The following is a 14,624-nucleotide window of genomic DNA, read 5'->3' as shown; positions in this document are numbered from 1 at the left end:
ATTATTGGATATCCGCCGCCGGGAAAATCTCCCCAGTTCGATAACGGAAATAATTTACACGACATTGCTGGTCGCCTGAGTGTCAAACAAAGGAACGTCGAATTAAGTTCGTCCGCAACGAGCCAATGCTTAGAAGACTTTTCCAATCCGAAACGGATAGACGGGAGGTCTGCCGTCTCAACGAAGACTCTTGGGTTTGGAGAGTATTTCGTTTACGAGAATCGCCTGGCGTAGAGTTTCCTGATTTGCGAACAGGGCCCGAACTTTATCAGCACGAATTTCTGAGGCGTCTGGACCGGGAGTGGCTTCAATACTTCCGAGATGAGCAGTCACGCTGCTGGAGACTCCCTGACCCAGAGAGCTGTAATGCGCTTTATTCGCAGTGGCATCACGATCGAGATACTCTTCGACATGACTGCTGACGCCTGTTCCCAGTTTTTTTTCTACCCGATCACGATCGCGAAGCGATTTTCGCTCCTTCTTGATTTTGGGACGCGCCTCGGCTTTTTGAGCTGCCGCGCCTGCTTTCCGCGCTTCGTCCCTTTCCCGTTGGCGTTGACGACGACGTCGCTGGGCTGGCGAAGGTGCCGGTTCGTCGATGATTTCGATTTCGAACTCTTCTTCCAGAGTGCGAGCAGAGGGAGACGTTCGCGTGCTGGCCATTGGTTCTGGTCGGCGTTCCCGATCCTCCCGGCGAACCCGTTGACGATCACGATCTCGTTCATGGCGAGAATCATCGTGACGCGACTCATTACGGTCAGCATTAGGATCATTCACTTCTTTCAGGAAACGTTCGATTTCGCTTTCGAATGACTCCTTCTGTTCCTGCTTTTGTTTTCCACGTGGCCGGCCAGCCTTCGCCTTTTTCTCATCCTTTTCTTGCTGTTTCGAATTAATCGCCTGAAAGACCCAGCTGAGAAAGGTGATGATCAGGAAAACCGCAGTGACCACTTCCTCCACCCCGACGGCCAGCAAACCGAAATTGAAGTCGGTAATCATAATTGGTTTTCCTTATTAGTTTGACTTCCGAAACGATTCACCTTTTCGACAACGGAGCATTCCCGTCGATTCGTCTACGCAAGGTGATCTTCTCGGCTGCTAGTATTACGTGACTCGCCTGCGATGGAGTTACGCATCATCGTGTCAGCTTGAATGTTCTTCAGATTGAGATAATCAATCAAGCCGAGTTTCTTCTGCCGGAACGCGTCGGCAATCGCCTTGGGAACCTGTGCTTCGGCCAATACGACCTTAGCCCGGTTCTCCTGGATGTGAGCGATCTCTTCCTGCTCACGAGCGAAGGCGTCGGCTCGTTTCTGTTCCGCCTTGGCCTGAGCGACACGCATGTCGGCTTCCGCTTGGTCCGCCATCAGTCGAGCACCAATGTTGTCTCCCACGTCGATATCGGCAATATCAATCGAGACAATCTCAAACGACGTATGAGCTTCGAGCCCCTGGTTGAGCACAGTGTGAGAAATGGAATCTGGATTTTCAAGCACCGTCTTGTAAGAAGGAGTCGAACCGATCGCCTGGACAATCCCCTGACCAACGCGAGCGATAATAGTTTCTTCCGTCGCTCCTCCAATCAACTGGTTGATGTTGGTTCGCACAGTCACACGGGCTCGAGCTTTCAACTGAATCCCATCACCCGCCATCGCATCCAGTGACCCGGCAGTTCGTCGTGGATCGGGACAGTCGATGATTTTGGGATATACGCTCGTTCTCATCGCGTCGAGGACGTCTCGACCCGCCAGGTCAATGGCCGCAGCCGTTGGCCAGTCGAGTGGAATTTTGGCTTTATCCGCAGCGATTAACGCGCGCGTTACATTCATCACGTTCCCACCTGCCAGATGGTGAGCGGCTAGAATTTTGTGCGAGACGTCGTACATTTTGGAGAGCCCGGCCTGCACCATCATAATTCGACATCGCACAATGATGCTCGGGTTCACCTTCTGCATCCACATCGTGATGAGGCTGTACATCCCAATGCCAGCACCTGTGAATTTAGATTGAATCCACAATCCAGCGAAACGCAGGAAGAATGCGAAGAAAACCAGAATGAACAGTATGAAGACAATCGCACCAACGATAGGGAGCACGTCCCATAGTTCGTCTTGTGCCAGCAGCAACAAGTCATTCAGTTTCATGAAAGTATTCCTGCGAAGTGATAGGATTTGACTGGTGAATATATTTCCGCAATCGCCATTTTTTCAACTTGCGATTGAACCGGGTTTGGGTTCAATCTGACCAGTTAGTTATTTGCCATTCGAACCAAACCGAGTGATTGGCAATACTTAGAAACAGAGTGCGATCAGGACATGTTCTACTGTACCTTGTCCAATGCCAAGGTCTCAACATCGAAGGCCGGGTCGGATCAGGGAATATCAAAATCGACATTTGGTTCGTCAGAAGCCCTTCCCGCTCCTTCAGGAGTCGGTTTGGCTTTAGAAGTTGGCTGGGGCTTAGGCTCGGTCAGCGTATTCGATGTTCCATTGGTTCCTGCGACGGAGGAGTGGTTTGGCTGAGGAAGTTCCGAAGGCTCAGACTGTTCCTGCTCGGCCGATTGCAGTTCCTGCTCGCTGATTTCCCGTACCAGCAGGCTGTTCCCTTTCAATCCGATCACGCGGATCGGTAACCCCGGTTCCAGGAGGACCCCTTCCGATTCGGAGTGATACCGCTTTCCTCCCAAGGTGACCATTCCTCCCGAGTTGTGCATCGTCAGGCTTTTCCCGACTTCGCCTACCAGCTTTTGGAGCTTCTCGGCTTCTGAGACGAACGGCCTCACATCTTCCTCGTTGGGCGGATCGAAGAACATTTTTTTACCGATGGGGGTTTTCGGCAGAATATAAAATGCACCGGCAACCGTCGCAGGAATGAAAAACAGTAGTGAAAAGGCATAGATCCCGAAGATAACGGGACTGGATTCCCACCAGGCCTGCCACGCAGCCCAGAACGATCCCACAAGACAGGCCAACGAAATGATCCCGATGATTCCCCCGGAGGGAATCAGTATTTCGGCTATCAGAACGACCAGTCCGATGAGCATCAGCAAAATGGCGACCAGCTCGTAATTCACCATGGCGAATTCGATTCACTCCTCTGAAGTCTCGACAAAGCCGTCGGTCGAAAGGTTCGACGTTCACACAGCTCCCGAATGAATATTGTTTATCTATTCTATCCCGCCCCGAAACCGAGCCCAATGGGAAAAACTATTTTACCAGAATCGGTAACGCGGGACAGGTCCGCCGGGCAACTACTCGTTTTTCTCGTTTTCCAATTATCTCAAAAACTTATGTCTCGTAACACGTTAGGGCGACCGTTTTTCGGTTTGACTTTGAATTTCCCTTATCTTGTCAAAAAAATGCAAAAAGCGAGAGCCATCATGCTCGCCTCTTCGTCTTATTCAGTGAGTGTGTGATGAGCCATGGATCTCCTCCTGAAGATAACCCTTCATGGAGGAGACCGTGGCATTTTTTATGCGCGTTCAGTTCACCGCACTCTCGATCAACTGGTTAAGCGGTCTCCGATATACCTGCCCCGCTGAATGAGGGCAGCCGCCGGTCCTCTTGCTGTACGCTCAAGAACGCCATGCTGTTTAACTTGGCATTCCGTATTTTCCATCGGAGCATACCCGCCCGAAGATGGTGAGGCATTCACCCCAACAACGCAAACTGCCTATTCAACCCATTAACCGAAACTCTCCTCATCCGGCCCCAAAAGTTCTCCAAACTCTAGCTGGCACCGCTCTTTTTAGCTTCTGAATTCGAAGCATACTCTTTGTCGCTTAAAGACTTTTGATGGCGTTAGTCGATAAGGAAACTGCATCTTAGACGTGTTTTTAAGCCCGAACATCTGTTTTTTGATCAAAAGTTGCACACCTTTCTCTCTCTTAAAACGGAGCGAGAAATGAATCAAACCACCTTTTGAAATGAGTTTGAATGTGAAGGACACCGGCAGACGTCCCCGTGTCGTTCACATCGATTGAGACGGAAATCAGACTGTGCATTCGTTATGGAACCTGCTTCCACGGAAGCGGCTCCCGATTGCTACGGTCAGACTGGGCTGAAGTAATTCGTCGATCATTAAGTTGTAGCCGTCCTTAATAAGACATTCCGCCAGAGAACAGGGAAGTCAGTTCAGTGGAAGATGAAATCATACAAGAGTTTCTGGCGGAGAGCTGGGAGAACCTGGTTCGACTCGATACGGAGATTGTTTCTCTCGAGCAGAATCCAGAGGACCCCGACTTGATTGGCTCCATTTTCCGAACGATCCATACGATCAAAGGAACGTGCGGTTTTATTGGTTTGAATCGTACCGGCGAGTTGGCCCATGCGACCGAAAATGTCCTGGGCAAAATGCGGGATAAGAAACTTCCGATCTCGGAATCTTCGATCTCGATCGTGCTCAAAGGGATTGATGGCATCAAAGAACTGCTGCAGTCTCTGGAAGCCACAGGACAAGAGTCGACAACCGACTACAATCCGCTGATCAAAGAACTGGACGCACTCTCCGACTCGGTGGAAGATTCCGGAGCTGCCGTTCCCGGATTGAATCAACTTCCGACATCGAGCATGGACATGCAATCGGAGTCGGCCGCCAATTCATTTTCTAATCCGTTTGATGAAGCGATGGCCCCAGCGCCCGAACCGGAACCGGCCACTCCCGCTCCCCAAGCGTCCGTTTCAGCAGCACCTCCTGTTTTAGAAGCCGAAGTTGCTCCACCTGCTCCCGCCCCCAAACCTGCTGAACAAACTGAGCCGGTGGAAGGAGTCGCCCGTAAGTCTGTCGCCGATCTCTCGATCCGGGTTAACGTTGACGTTCTCGATAGCTTGATGAACCTTGTGGGAGAACTCGTACTAACTCGAAACCAGTTGCTGCAACTGGCCCGGACAGAAGAAGAGTCTAAGTACTCTCACTCCATCTCTCACCTGAACCGAGTCACCACCGACCTGCAGGAAGGAGTAATGAAAACCCGAATGCAACCGATCGGGAACGCGTGGAGTAAACTTCCCCGCCTGGTACGCGACCTCTGTCAGATTACAGGTCGTCATATTGACCTGGAGATGTCCGGATCAGAAACCGAACTCGACCGAACGGTTCTGGATGCCATCAAAGATCCTCTTACTCATATGGTCCGAAATTCGGCCGACCATGGTATCGAATTGCCTGAAGTTCGACGCGATTCCGGCAAGCCGGAAACAGGAACGATTAATCTGAATGCCTACCATGAAGGAGGCCACGTCATTATCAGCATCGAAGACGATGGTGCTGGTATCAATACAGATCGGGTTCTGCAGAAAGCAATTCAAAACGAACTGGTCACCGAAGCCGAAGCGGCCAAGATGACCCAGAGCGAAATTCTACCGATGATCTTTCACCCCGGATTTTCGACGGCGGAAAAAGTTAGTTCCGTGTCTGGTCGAGGTGTGGGTATGGACGTGGTCAAAACCGCCATCGAACAGATTGGTGGAACTGTCGATCTAGCCACAAATCTCGGCAAAGGAACAACTGTCCGGATCAAGATCCCACTGACGCTCGCCATCATTTCGGCACTCGTGGTCGAAAGTGGCGGCGAATGCTTCGCCATTCCCCAGCTAGGAGTAGTGGAACTGGTCCGTCTGGAAGCTGAAGACCGTCAGAAAATTGAACGCATCCACCAACATGAAGTTTTCCGCCTGCGAGATCGTCTACTACCCCTGGTCTATCTAAGCGACACGCTGGAATTGGACCGAGCTCTTACTGACGAAGACGACATTTACATTGTGGTCGTGCAAGTAGGAGAGAACCAGCTGGGACTGATTGTTTCCGAGGTGTTCGATACCGAAGAGATTGTCGTTAAACCGATGGGCAGCCTGCTGAAAGACGTCGCCATTTATCAAGGAACGACGATTCTCGGTGACGGCCGTGTCATCATGATTCTGGACGTGGCAGGCATCGCATCCGAATTCAACGGCCTTCAGAAATCTCCGCAGGACCATTCCAACGCAGAAAACGAATTCGACCAGTCGAACGATACGACCAGTCTTCTACTATTCGATCCTGGAAATCAAACGACGATGGCTGTCCCGCTTTCGCTCGTCGCGCGTCTGGAAGAATTCCCGCGTGAGAGTATCGAACGAAGCGGAAACCGCCTCATCGTTCAATACCGGGGTGACTTACTACCGCTGCAGCCCGTTAGTGAAATGGACATACTTGAAAAAGGTCCCGATCCGCAACCCGTTATCGTTTTCTCCGAAGGAGATTGTTCGATGGGTCTGCTGGTCAATGAAATCAAGGATATCCTGAACGAGCGTCTCGACATTCGTATGCAGTCGCAGCGAGAAGGTGTGCTGGGTACGGCGATTGTCAACAATTGTGCCACCGACATCATCGATACCCAATATTACATTTCCTCGATTGTCCCCCACTGGTACGACCGAGCCACTGACCATAAGAAGCTGGATATTCTCGTCGTGGACGACTCTCTTTTCTTCCGCCAGTTGGTCACCACCGCGCTGGAGTCCAACGGATATCGGGTCAACACACAAAGTAGCGCCGTAAACGCGATAGAAATGATCGAACATGGCGAGCGGTTCGACTTCATCATTTCGGACATCGAGATGCCTGTGATGGATGGCTTTGCGTTTGCGAAATGGGTTCGCGGTCGATCCGACATGTCGACCATCCCAATGATCGCCATGACTTCTCTCTCGGCAAAATCAGACGAGCAATATGCCGAGCAAATGGGCTTCAACCGCTTTCTGAAAAAGTTCAACGCTAAACAACTCATAGACACTATCGAAGAGATTGTCCGCTCCCGCGCAATCTCCGAATCAGGAGCCCGCGCATCATGAGCCAATCTACTGTGAAAAAGAATCCGGTCAGAGGACACGACCACTCGCAAATGAGCAGTGAACTCGATTACGAGAATCAATACGTCTCTTTCTGGGTCGACAATCAATTACTCGGCGTGCCAGTCAACTCCGTACAGGAAGTACTGAACCCGCAAAGCATCGCTCGTACTCCCAAGTCTCGAGCAGAGATTGCCGGGCTCGTTAATCTGCGAGGTCAGATTGTCACCGCCCTCGATCTCCGACGACGTCTCGGGCTGCCTCCGTTTGAATCAGAACAGGGAAGCATGAATGTCGTCATCCGAAATAAGAACGAACCATTCAGTTTGCTGGTAGATGAAGTTGGCGATGTGATCAATGTTTCTCGTGATTTGATGAAATCCGTACCACCGACACTCGATGCCCGTTGGCGTGACGTGACGACTGGCGTATTTCGATTGGATGATCGACTGTTTGTCATTTTAAATATTGATGCCATCCTCAGTTTCTAACTGACCTATCGCCTGCTCTCCGAGCAACGTCCTTCAAGTAGGATAAGATTTCATGACTTTGAATGTTCCGTTACTAAGAGAATCATTCGAGCTGCTGGCTCCCCATGCGGGAGAACTGGCCGACCGATTCTACGATAAACTGTTTACAGACTACCCGCATCTCGAATCTCTATTCGTAAACGCGGAGATGCCTGAACAACGGAAAAAACTGGTTCAGGCATTGTCGACCGTCGTGAAATCGCTGGAGCAACCTGAAAAATTACAATCTGTTCTGGAGGAACTCGGTCGCCGACATGGAGGCTATGGAGTCACTGCAGAAGACTATGAACCCGTTGCTCTTTCTTTACTGGTCGTAATGGAAGAAATGGCGGGCGAAGCATGGTCCGAGGAACTGGCTCTTGTCTGGCAAGAAGCTCTTGAAGCCATCGCAACAATTATGATCAATGCTTCGGTCGAAACTCGATCGAAAGAATTGGTCACCACAAGTACCTCTGTCAGTAGCACTTCGGGTTTACGATCCGACGCCTATTCAAATCAGACCGATTCCAATCAGGAACGCCCCCACAACAACCCCTCAAATTCCGGAACTACCGGTAACCACATTCAGGAGGAATGGAAGATGCCTGTCCAATCAACGAATAGCACGACCGAGCAAGGCACGGCGTCACAGAAATTCGAGCAATTCTACGGAATGGTGGAACATTCTCCACTCTCCTTCGTCTTCGTCGAAGTCGATGGGACCGTCACCTATATAAATCACAAAGGTCAGGAGCTTTTTACTAAACTTGCTCCCGTATTGGGGTTCAGTACGCAGGACTTGATTGGCAGTCCAGTCACGAAACTTTACCAAGCCGCACCAGAACTGGAGGTCAACCCGGCCATCCTGCGTGCTCCACAGAAAATCACTTTGGATCTTCACGACGAGATCATCGACGTCAACATCGTACCAGTTCGTGACGATGCTGGAACGCTGCAGGGATTTTTCCAGAGCTGGGACCTGATCACAGAACGAGCGACTCGCGCGGCAGCCGCTGCAAAAGCTCAGTCGATGCTCGATCAGATTCCCATCAATGTGATGATGGCTAACCTCGATTGCGAGATTACTTACATCAATCCCGCTTCTATCAAAACCTTGAAAAGCATCGAAGCCCTGCTGCCTGTGAAGGCCGACCAGATGCTTGGCCAGTCCATCGATATTTTCCATCACAACCCCGCTCATCAACGGGCATTGCTGGCTGACCCACGCAATCTTCCGCACCGGGCACAAATCGCCGTCGGTCCGGAAACTCTCGATTTGCTCGTTAGTCCGGTTTCAGACGACAGTGGTCGCTTTATTGGTCCTATGGTGACATGGGAAGTGATCACCGAAAAGCTGCGTCTGGAAAACGAGATGGTCCGCATCCAGAACATGATGGAAAACATTCCTATTAATGTGATGCTGGCCAATAAAGATTGTGAAATCGTGTTCATGAACCCCGCTTCAGAACGGACGCTAAGAAGTATTGAATCACTGCTTCCCGTTCCCGTAGACAAAATCATTGGCGGCTCAATCGACGTCTTCCACAAAGCTCCTGAACACCAACGGGCCTTGCTGCGAGATCCCAACAACCTGCCACACCGTGCCAAAATCAACGTCGGCGACCAGACTCTCGACCTGTTGGTCTCCGCCATCTTTGATAAGAACAATGATTATGTCGGTCCAATGGTGACCTGGGACGTGATTACTGAACGCGTCAAGCTGGCTGACGATTTTGAAAATAATGTCAAAGGTGTCGTCACTGCGGTGACGGCTTCGGCAACAGAAATGCAGGATAACTCCAAGGCGATGGCTGCATTGACGGAAGAGACTGCTCGACAGTCACAAGTCGTGGCCGCCGCTTCGGAAGAAGCGACCAAAAACGTCGAGACCGTCTCCAGTGCAACCGAAGAGCTTTCCAGCTCGATTTCCGAAATTGCCCGCCACGTCCAGGACGCTTCAATGATGACTGCCCAGGCCGTCGAAGAAGCGAACCGAACCAACGTGACCATCAAAGATCTCGGTGTCGCGAGCAACGAAATTGGTCAGGTCATCAAAGTGATTACCTCAATCGCTCAGCAGACCAACCTGCTCGCCCTGAACGCCACGATTGAAGCCGCTCGTGCGGGTGAAGCGGGCAAAGGGTTCGCGGTCGTTGCGAATGAAGTCAAAGAACTCGCTCGCCAGACTGCTCGGGCGACGGAAGAGATCAGTCAGAAGATCGAAGCGATCCAGAACGTGACCGGTGGAGCCGCAGAAGCGATTCAGTCGATCGGTACAAGTATTGGCCGAATCAACGAAATCTCTACGACAATCGCCAGTGCCGTCGAAGAACAGACAGCGGCTACAAGCGAAATCTCTCGCAACGTTTCCGAGGCTGCCCGCGGTACAGCGGAAGTCTCCAACAACATCACGGGAGTTTCCAAAGCAGCCGAAGAGGGGGGCCAGGGTGCCGTTGAGATCAGCCGGTCTGCCGACGCTCTCGCTGCCGAATCGGCCCGACTCGATAAGGTTACGGGAGATTTCCTGATCAAAATGCGGGCAATCTAAACCACCCCGCGCTAAACTCAATCAAGGGAGAACCATCTGGTTCTCCCTTTTTTTGTGTACTCCGCTCTGAGAGGCATCCGCTCCAGAGATGGTCCAAACCATCCTCTCGGCGAAGGCGGAAATCCATCCAATTTCCCTACGAAATAAGACCCGGTTATTCCTGAAACTGGGAAATCTACCAAGTACTCTCTTTCGGTTGCCCTCGATGCTCTTTTACAATCGAAGGACCCCACGTTGGCACGGAGATCGCCAAAGATAACTTGCCATCAATCTCGTCAGGCTGAAAACTCGCCTGATATGATCGCACTGATTGCTGAACGGAGACGGTAATCGCGACTGTTTCCCCAAGGTTCTTCCGAACGATGTACCCCCGCCTGAAATTATCAATCACGTTTAATCGTAGCCGACTTATCGGCTCGTTAACGCTATTGGTCTATCTGGCGATGATGGTCGGTGTGCCGGCCCATTATTCAGGGCAATCCGATTGTGGCTGCCAATGCAGTCAGTCCGTAAAAGGAAGCGGTGAATGCTGCTGTCATAAACCAGCCACTGACATAGGACAATCTTCCTGTTGTTCCACTGCGGCTTCAACTGCGAAGCCCAAAGCCTGTTGTCAGCTCCCAACTGATATCTGCGCACCGTCGGACTTCGCCATGTCGCTCCTCTCATGTTGCAGTTCGGCAACCGACCAACCCTGCTGCAGTAAGCCTGCCCCTGAAAAAACTCCGGCTGTCCCCGAGGAAGAACATCCTGCCCTGACTTCCTGTGGCTGTGGAGGTTCGTTCCCTTCCAGTCTGGTGACCAACAGCGAACCACGTATTCTCTCTAAGTCTGCAATCTGCTCCTCCTTGTTCGACTTAAGTTGGACGATTCTGGATTATTCCGGAGTCCGTCCCGAACGTCGTCAGCTACCTGAAACTCCTCCTCCAGAAGCGGCCTGATTCTTTACCTGGAATCATTCCCATTTCCGAACGTCCGTACATTTTTGGGGCGTTCCCTGGATTTTTCTTTTCTGGAGTTTCTTCAATGAGACATTCAATCAATCTACGCGCACAACGTGCGCGTGGATTTACACTGATCGAATTACTGGTGGTGATGGCCATCATCTCGATATTAATTGGCCTGTTACTTCCCGCCGTTCAACAAGCGCGGGAGGCGGCCCGACGAACCAAATGCCGGAACAACCTCCGTCAGATGAGTATCGCGTTGCACAATTACGAATCCGTTCATCGCGTTCTGCCACCGGGTAGCTTGGGGTTCCCTTTCGTCTGGTCTCCTCAAGCCAAACTGTTCCCTTACGCGGAACAGGCTAACCTCGAAAATCTGTTGAACTATGACGTTCCTCCACTGAACGCATTTAACTTTGGTGCATACGACGCAACCGAAGTGAATAACAATGACATGGCCGCTCAGAACTATATCTCGTTTCTGATTTGCCCTAGCGACCGCGCATCTGTACCCGATTCTATCTACGGCGGTCTCAGCTATCCCGCGTGCTCTGGCTCTGGCGAAAACGGACCAGGAACATCCGATGACGGGTCTATCGCCGATGCGGACGGTTTGATTTTCTCGCTGTCCGATATTGGATTTCGTCATGTTAAAGATGGAACCAGTCATACAATTGTCTTCAGCGAACAGTTGCTGGGCGATGGTACCAACAGCGCCCCTGACGATTCTGACTATCGTCATCGAGTGATCGAATTGCCTCTGGGAACCCAAACAACGCCTTCCTCCTGCGACGTCGCGACAGCTCCTGCCTGGTCGGGTCAACGGGGTGCTAAGTGGGTGAACGGACACCTGGCGGATGCGATGTATAACCATTGGTACACGCCCAACTATCCGCTGCCCGACTGCCATAATGGGTATCACAACTTCGCGATGACCAGTGCTCGCAGCGCTCATCCCGGGGGCGTTTTTGCTGCCTACCTGGACGGTAGCGTGCAATTCATTGGCGAAGCAATCGACAGCAGTATCTGGCGTGCTCTTGCTACTCGTAACGGTAAAGAGCCAATCGGCGATTTATAAACATCAGCTTCGACATGATTGGATTGAACCAATCCTCTGTCGACATTCATAAAGGGAATCTCATGATTCGTACTTCTTTTCTGTTTCTATTCGGCTGGTGCTGCCTGCTCAGTCCGTTGGCATTCGCCCATGACACCTGGGTCGAAACCAATTCCAACCTGGTACGTACCGGTGGAGCGGTTTACATCGACCTTAAACTGGGCAATCACGGCAACGACCATCGCGACTTCAAACTGGCGAGTAAACTCGACCTGGAAGGCTGCTCAGTTGATTTGGTTTCTCCCGATGGAACCCGATACGATCTTCTGGATCGCCTAATCGACACCGGTTACGCACCAAACGAAGGCTACTGGACCAGTAAGTTCGTCGTTAAGAAACCTGGCCTGTACACAGTCGAACATACTCTGGACAAGCTGCTTAATCATGGTCACCCCATCCGTGCCATTAAGAGTGCCAAAACGTTTTTCGTTGTGACCCCATCTCTGGACCAAGTTTCGGTCGACAACCCCGGATTCGATCGCGTCGCAGGTCATGCATTAGAGCTGGTTCCAATGTCCAATCCCGTCACTCCCATGGGCCCGGGCAAGAAACTGCGGATGCAGGTTCTGTTTGAAGGGAAACCACTTGCTGACGCAAAAGTTTCTTACATTCCTCAGGGCGTCAGCCTGGCAGAAGGCTTCGACGAACAGTATGAGCGTAATACGGACGCGGACGGAGCGGTCAGTTTCACTCCGAAGTCGGGGAATCGTTTTCTCATCGCCGTTCACCATAAAGTCCCAGCCGTCGACGGGGAAGCCTATGATGAAACGCTTTATGCGGCGACATTAACCGTCCTGGTGCCGGAGATCTGTCCCTGTTGCGGAGAGTAACATTCACGAGATCGTTACTCCGTTTTGAAATGACAAAAGGGTCGGAAGTTCTATCGAACTTCCGACCCTTTTTTAATTTACATTCTGAACTTCTAACGTTCAGGCGGTGAGCCTTACAGCAGGAAGATCAGGTTCATGATAATCGAAATCGGTAACAGGACCGCACAACTGTAAGCCATGTAACCGAAGAAGGAAGGCATTCGCACGTTGTTCTTTTCGGCGATAGCTTTGACCATAAAGTTCGGACCGTTGCCGATGTAGGTCATCGCTCCCATGAAGACGGCTCCCAAACTGATGGCCGACAGCATAAGCTCCCCAACACCAGCCACCACCGTTCCGGTAGGTTCCATGGTTTTGGCCGTTTCAAAGAAGACGACATAGGTCGGTGCGTTATCCAGAAAACTGGAAAGAATACCCGTTCCCCAGTAGAACTTCGTTGGACTGTCGAAGCCAAGAAACTTTCCATACACGTTTAGAATTTGAATCGGTGCCTGCATGCAGATGAAGATACCCACAAACAGGGCTGCCACTTCCAGAATGGCATCGTAGTTGAATGAATTCTTCTGGCGAATGGAAACGCTGGTGAAAATCAGTGACAGTCCGGTGAGAATCAACATCATCACTTCGCGGAAGTACATGGGGGCATGCCAGTCTGTCCCGGGAACAGCTTTGCTCGGATCGAGCAAGGCGACACAGATGATGACGCCCACCAGCCAGACAGAATTCAATACACCCCGAATTTTGAATTTCTCGGGATTCTCCGGTTTCGCTTCGATCTTGGTTCGGTTTTCTTTAAGGTACTTAAGCGTATCCCAGGTGAAGTAGACACCAATCAGCAGGAAATTCACGAACAACCATTCCGGCCAGAGTTCCAGCGTCCAGGTGAATGGTACGCCTCTCAAATACCCCAGGAACAATGGTGGATCACCGATCGGTAACAGGCAGCCACCCGTATTACAAACAACGAAGATAAAGAAGATCACTGTATGGGCAACATAATCACGGTTGGCATTGGCTCGCAGCAAAGGACGAATCAACAACATCGCGGCACCGGTCGTACCAATGAAGCTGGCTAACAGCGCCCCTAAACCGATGAGGCCTGTATTCAACTTTGGTCGTCCTACCAGGTGACCTTCAATCGCGATGCCACCCGAGATGACATACAAACTGAACAGAAGAGTAATGAAAGGAATGTATTCTACCAGCAGAGCATTTTTGAGAACAACGACCGCCGCCCCCAAGCCAGGCTCCGACGTTGTGTGGGCTGTATGGTCGGTCACACCATGTCCGTACAGGAACGCGTAATAAAATAATGTCACGGCGCCCAGAACGACGGCAACTGTAAATCGATTCCAATTATGTTCCCACCAATGTTCTGTCTTATGAAACAGTGGCAATAAGGCAATACAAAGGAGCAGCGCTGCAAAAGGGAGAATGCTATAAAAATCAGGAGCGATATCGTGGTGCTTTTCCTCGGCTGGTACGGCTCCCTCGGCAGCTCCATGGGGCTCGGCACCATGCTCAACAGCATGTTCTGTTGCAGAACCGGCGGCGACTGCGGAAGCATGGCTTCCCCCATCGTGCAGAATCTGCCAGCCAAGAAAGGAGAGGACAATGGCCGCGATCAGGGAGAGGGCATACCTTCGCGACATTTTCTGTTCGTTGAACGAGATTGCAGAGACTTCCGTCATATCTACTGTATCCACCAATTGCTGATTTCAAATTTGAACTGACCAGTTTCCGAAAGGAAGCGAATCAGTCAAGAGGGCTTTGAAAATGGTTACTGGCTCAGAGCAGAAACCTGCACTCTGAGTCCACCAGACATTCCGTCCGGCAACCTGCTCGA

10 protein-coding genes are annotated in these 14,624 nt (G+C 51.3%); 6 read left to right on the top strand and 4 right to left on the bottom strand.

Annotated features, from left to right (window positions below):
* Window positions 1-177: 177 nt before the first annotated feature.
* The 3 genes from Pla110_RS00610 to Pla110_RS00600 form a co-directional block, all read right to left on the bottom strand.
* Window positions 178-999 (bottom strand): hypothetical protein, encoded by an 822-nt coding sequence (locus Pla110_RS00610; protein WP_144992159.1) that lies wholly within the window; start codon window positions 997-999, stop codon window positions 178-180.
* Between the two features lie 74 nt (window positions 1,000-1,073).
* Window positions 1,074-2,144: a flotillin-like protein FloA gene (gene floA, locus Pla110_RS00605; protein ID WP_144992157.1), complete on the bottom strand. Its 1,071-nt coding sequence runs from the start codon at window positions 2,142-2,144 to the stop codon at window positions 1,074-1,076.
* A gap of 227 nt (window positions 2,145-2,371) precedes the next feature.
* Complete coding sequence (locus Pla110_RS00600) at window positions 2,372-3,076, bottom strand: NfeD family protein (RefSeq protein WP_144992154.1); 705 nt, start codon at window positions 3,074-3,076, stop codon at window positions 2,372-2,374.
* Between the two features lie 1,060 nt (window positions 3,077-4,136).
* Between Pla110_RS00600 and Pla110_RS00595 the strand changes: the two genes are divergently transcribed.
* From Pla110_RS00595 to Pla110_RS00570, 6 genes are all read left to right on the top strand, one after another.
* Window positions 4,137-6,830, top strand: coding sequence for a hybrid sensor histidine kinase/response regulator (locus Pla110_RS00595; RefSeq protein WP_144992153.1), 2,694 nt, complete (start codon window positions 4,137-4,139; stop codon window positions 6,828-6,830).
* Window positions 6,827-7,318, top strand: coding sequence for a chemotaxis protein CheW (locus tag Pla110_RS00590; RefSeq protein ID WP_144992151.1), 492 nt, complete (start codon window positions 6,827-6,829; stop codon window positions 7,316-7,318). Before Pla110_RS00595 ends, Pla110_RS00590 begins: the two co-directional genes overlap by 4 nt.
* 52 nt (window positions 7,319-7,370) lie before the next feature.
* Window positions 7,371-9,884, top strand: coding sequence for a methyl-accepting chemotaxis protein (locus Pla110_RS00585; protein WP_144992149.1), 2,514 nt, complete (start codon window positions 7,371-7,373; stop codon window positions 9,882-9,884).
* A 362-nt stretch (window positions 9,885-10,246) separates the two neighbouring features.
* On the top strand, window positions 10,247-10,825 hold the full coding sequence (locus Pla110_RS22805; protein WP_231742788.1) for a hypothetical protein: 579 nt from the start codon (window positions 10,247-10,249) through the stop codon (window positions 10,823-10,825).
* Window positions 10,826-10,910: 85 nt separating this feature from the next.
* The gene (locus tag Pla110_RS00575) at window positions 10,911-11,909 is read left to right on the top strand and encodes a DUF1559 family PulG-like putative transporter (RefSeq protein WP_144992145.1); all 999 of its coding nucleotides are present in this window, start codon (window positions 10,911-10,913) and stop codon (window positions 11,907-11,909) included.
* Window positions 11,910-11,971: 62 nt separating this feature from the next.
* Window positions 11,972-12,778, top strand: coding sequence for a DUF4198 domain-containing protein (locus Pla110_RS00570; protein WP_144992143.1), 807 nt, complete (start codon window positions 11,972-11,974; stop codon window positions 12,776-12,778).
* Between the two features lie 113 nt (window positions 12,779-12,891).
* Here Pla110_RS00570 and Pla110_RS00565 read toward each other — a convergent pair whose 3' ends face one another.
* Window positions 12,892-14,469: a sodium:proton antiporter gene (locus Pla110_RS00565; RefSeq protein WP_144992141.1), complete on the bottom strand. Its 1,578-nt coding sequence runs from the start codon at window positions 14,467-14,469 to the stop codon at window positions 12,892-12,894.
* Window positions 14,470-14,624: the final 155 nt, after the last annotated feature.

This window comes from Polystyrenella longa, from assembly GCF_007750395.1.
GTDB classification, from domain to species: domain Bacteria; phylum Planctomycetota; class Planctomycetia; order Planctomycetales; family Planctomycetaceae; genus Polystyrenella; species Polystyrenella longa.
This window is presented reverse-complemented; position numbering and strand designations above follow the sequence as displayed.

Bases quoted from the DNA above. Each gene is read 5' to 3' on its own strand.
- Pla110_RS00610 (WP_144992159.1), bottom strand. From the start codon at position 999: ATGATTACCGACTTCAATTTCGGTTTGCTGGCCGTCGGGGTGGAGGAA.
- floA (WP_144992157.1), bottom strand. From the start codon at position 2,144: ATGAAACTGAATGACTTGTTGCTGCTGGCACAAGACGAACTATGGGAC.
- Pla110_RS00600 (WP_144992154.1), bottom strand. From the start codon at position 3,076: ATGGTGAATTACGAGCTGGTCGCCATTTTGCTGATGCTCATCGGACTG.
- Pla110_RS00590 (WP_144992151.1), top strand. From the start codon at position 6,827: ATGAGCCAATCTACTGTGAAAAAGAATCCGGTCAGAGGACACGACCAC.
- Pla110_RS00585 (WP_144992149.1), top strand. From the start codon at position 7,371: ATGACTTTGAATGTTCCGTTACTAAGAGAATCATTCGAGCTGCTGGCT.
- Pla110_RS22805 (WP_231742788.1), top strand. From the start codon at position 10,247: ATGTACCCCCGCCTGAAATTATCAATCACGTTTAATCGTAGCCGACTT.
- Pla110_RS00575 (WP_144992145.1), top strand. From the start codon at position 10,911: ATGAGACATTCAATCAATCTACGCGCACAACGTGCGCGTGGATTTACA.
- Pla110_RS00570 (WP_144992143.1), top strand. From the start codon at position 11,972: ATGATTCGTACTTCTTTTCTGTTTCTATTCGGCTGGTGCTGCCTGCTC.
- Pla110_RS00565 (WP_144992141.1), bottom strand. From the start codon at position 14,469: ATGACGGAAGTCTCTGCAATCTCGTTCAACGAACAGAAAATGTCGCGA.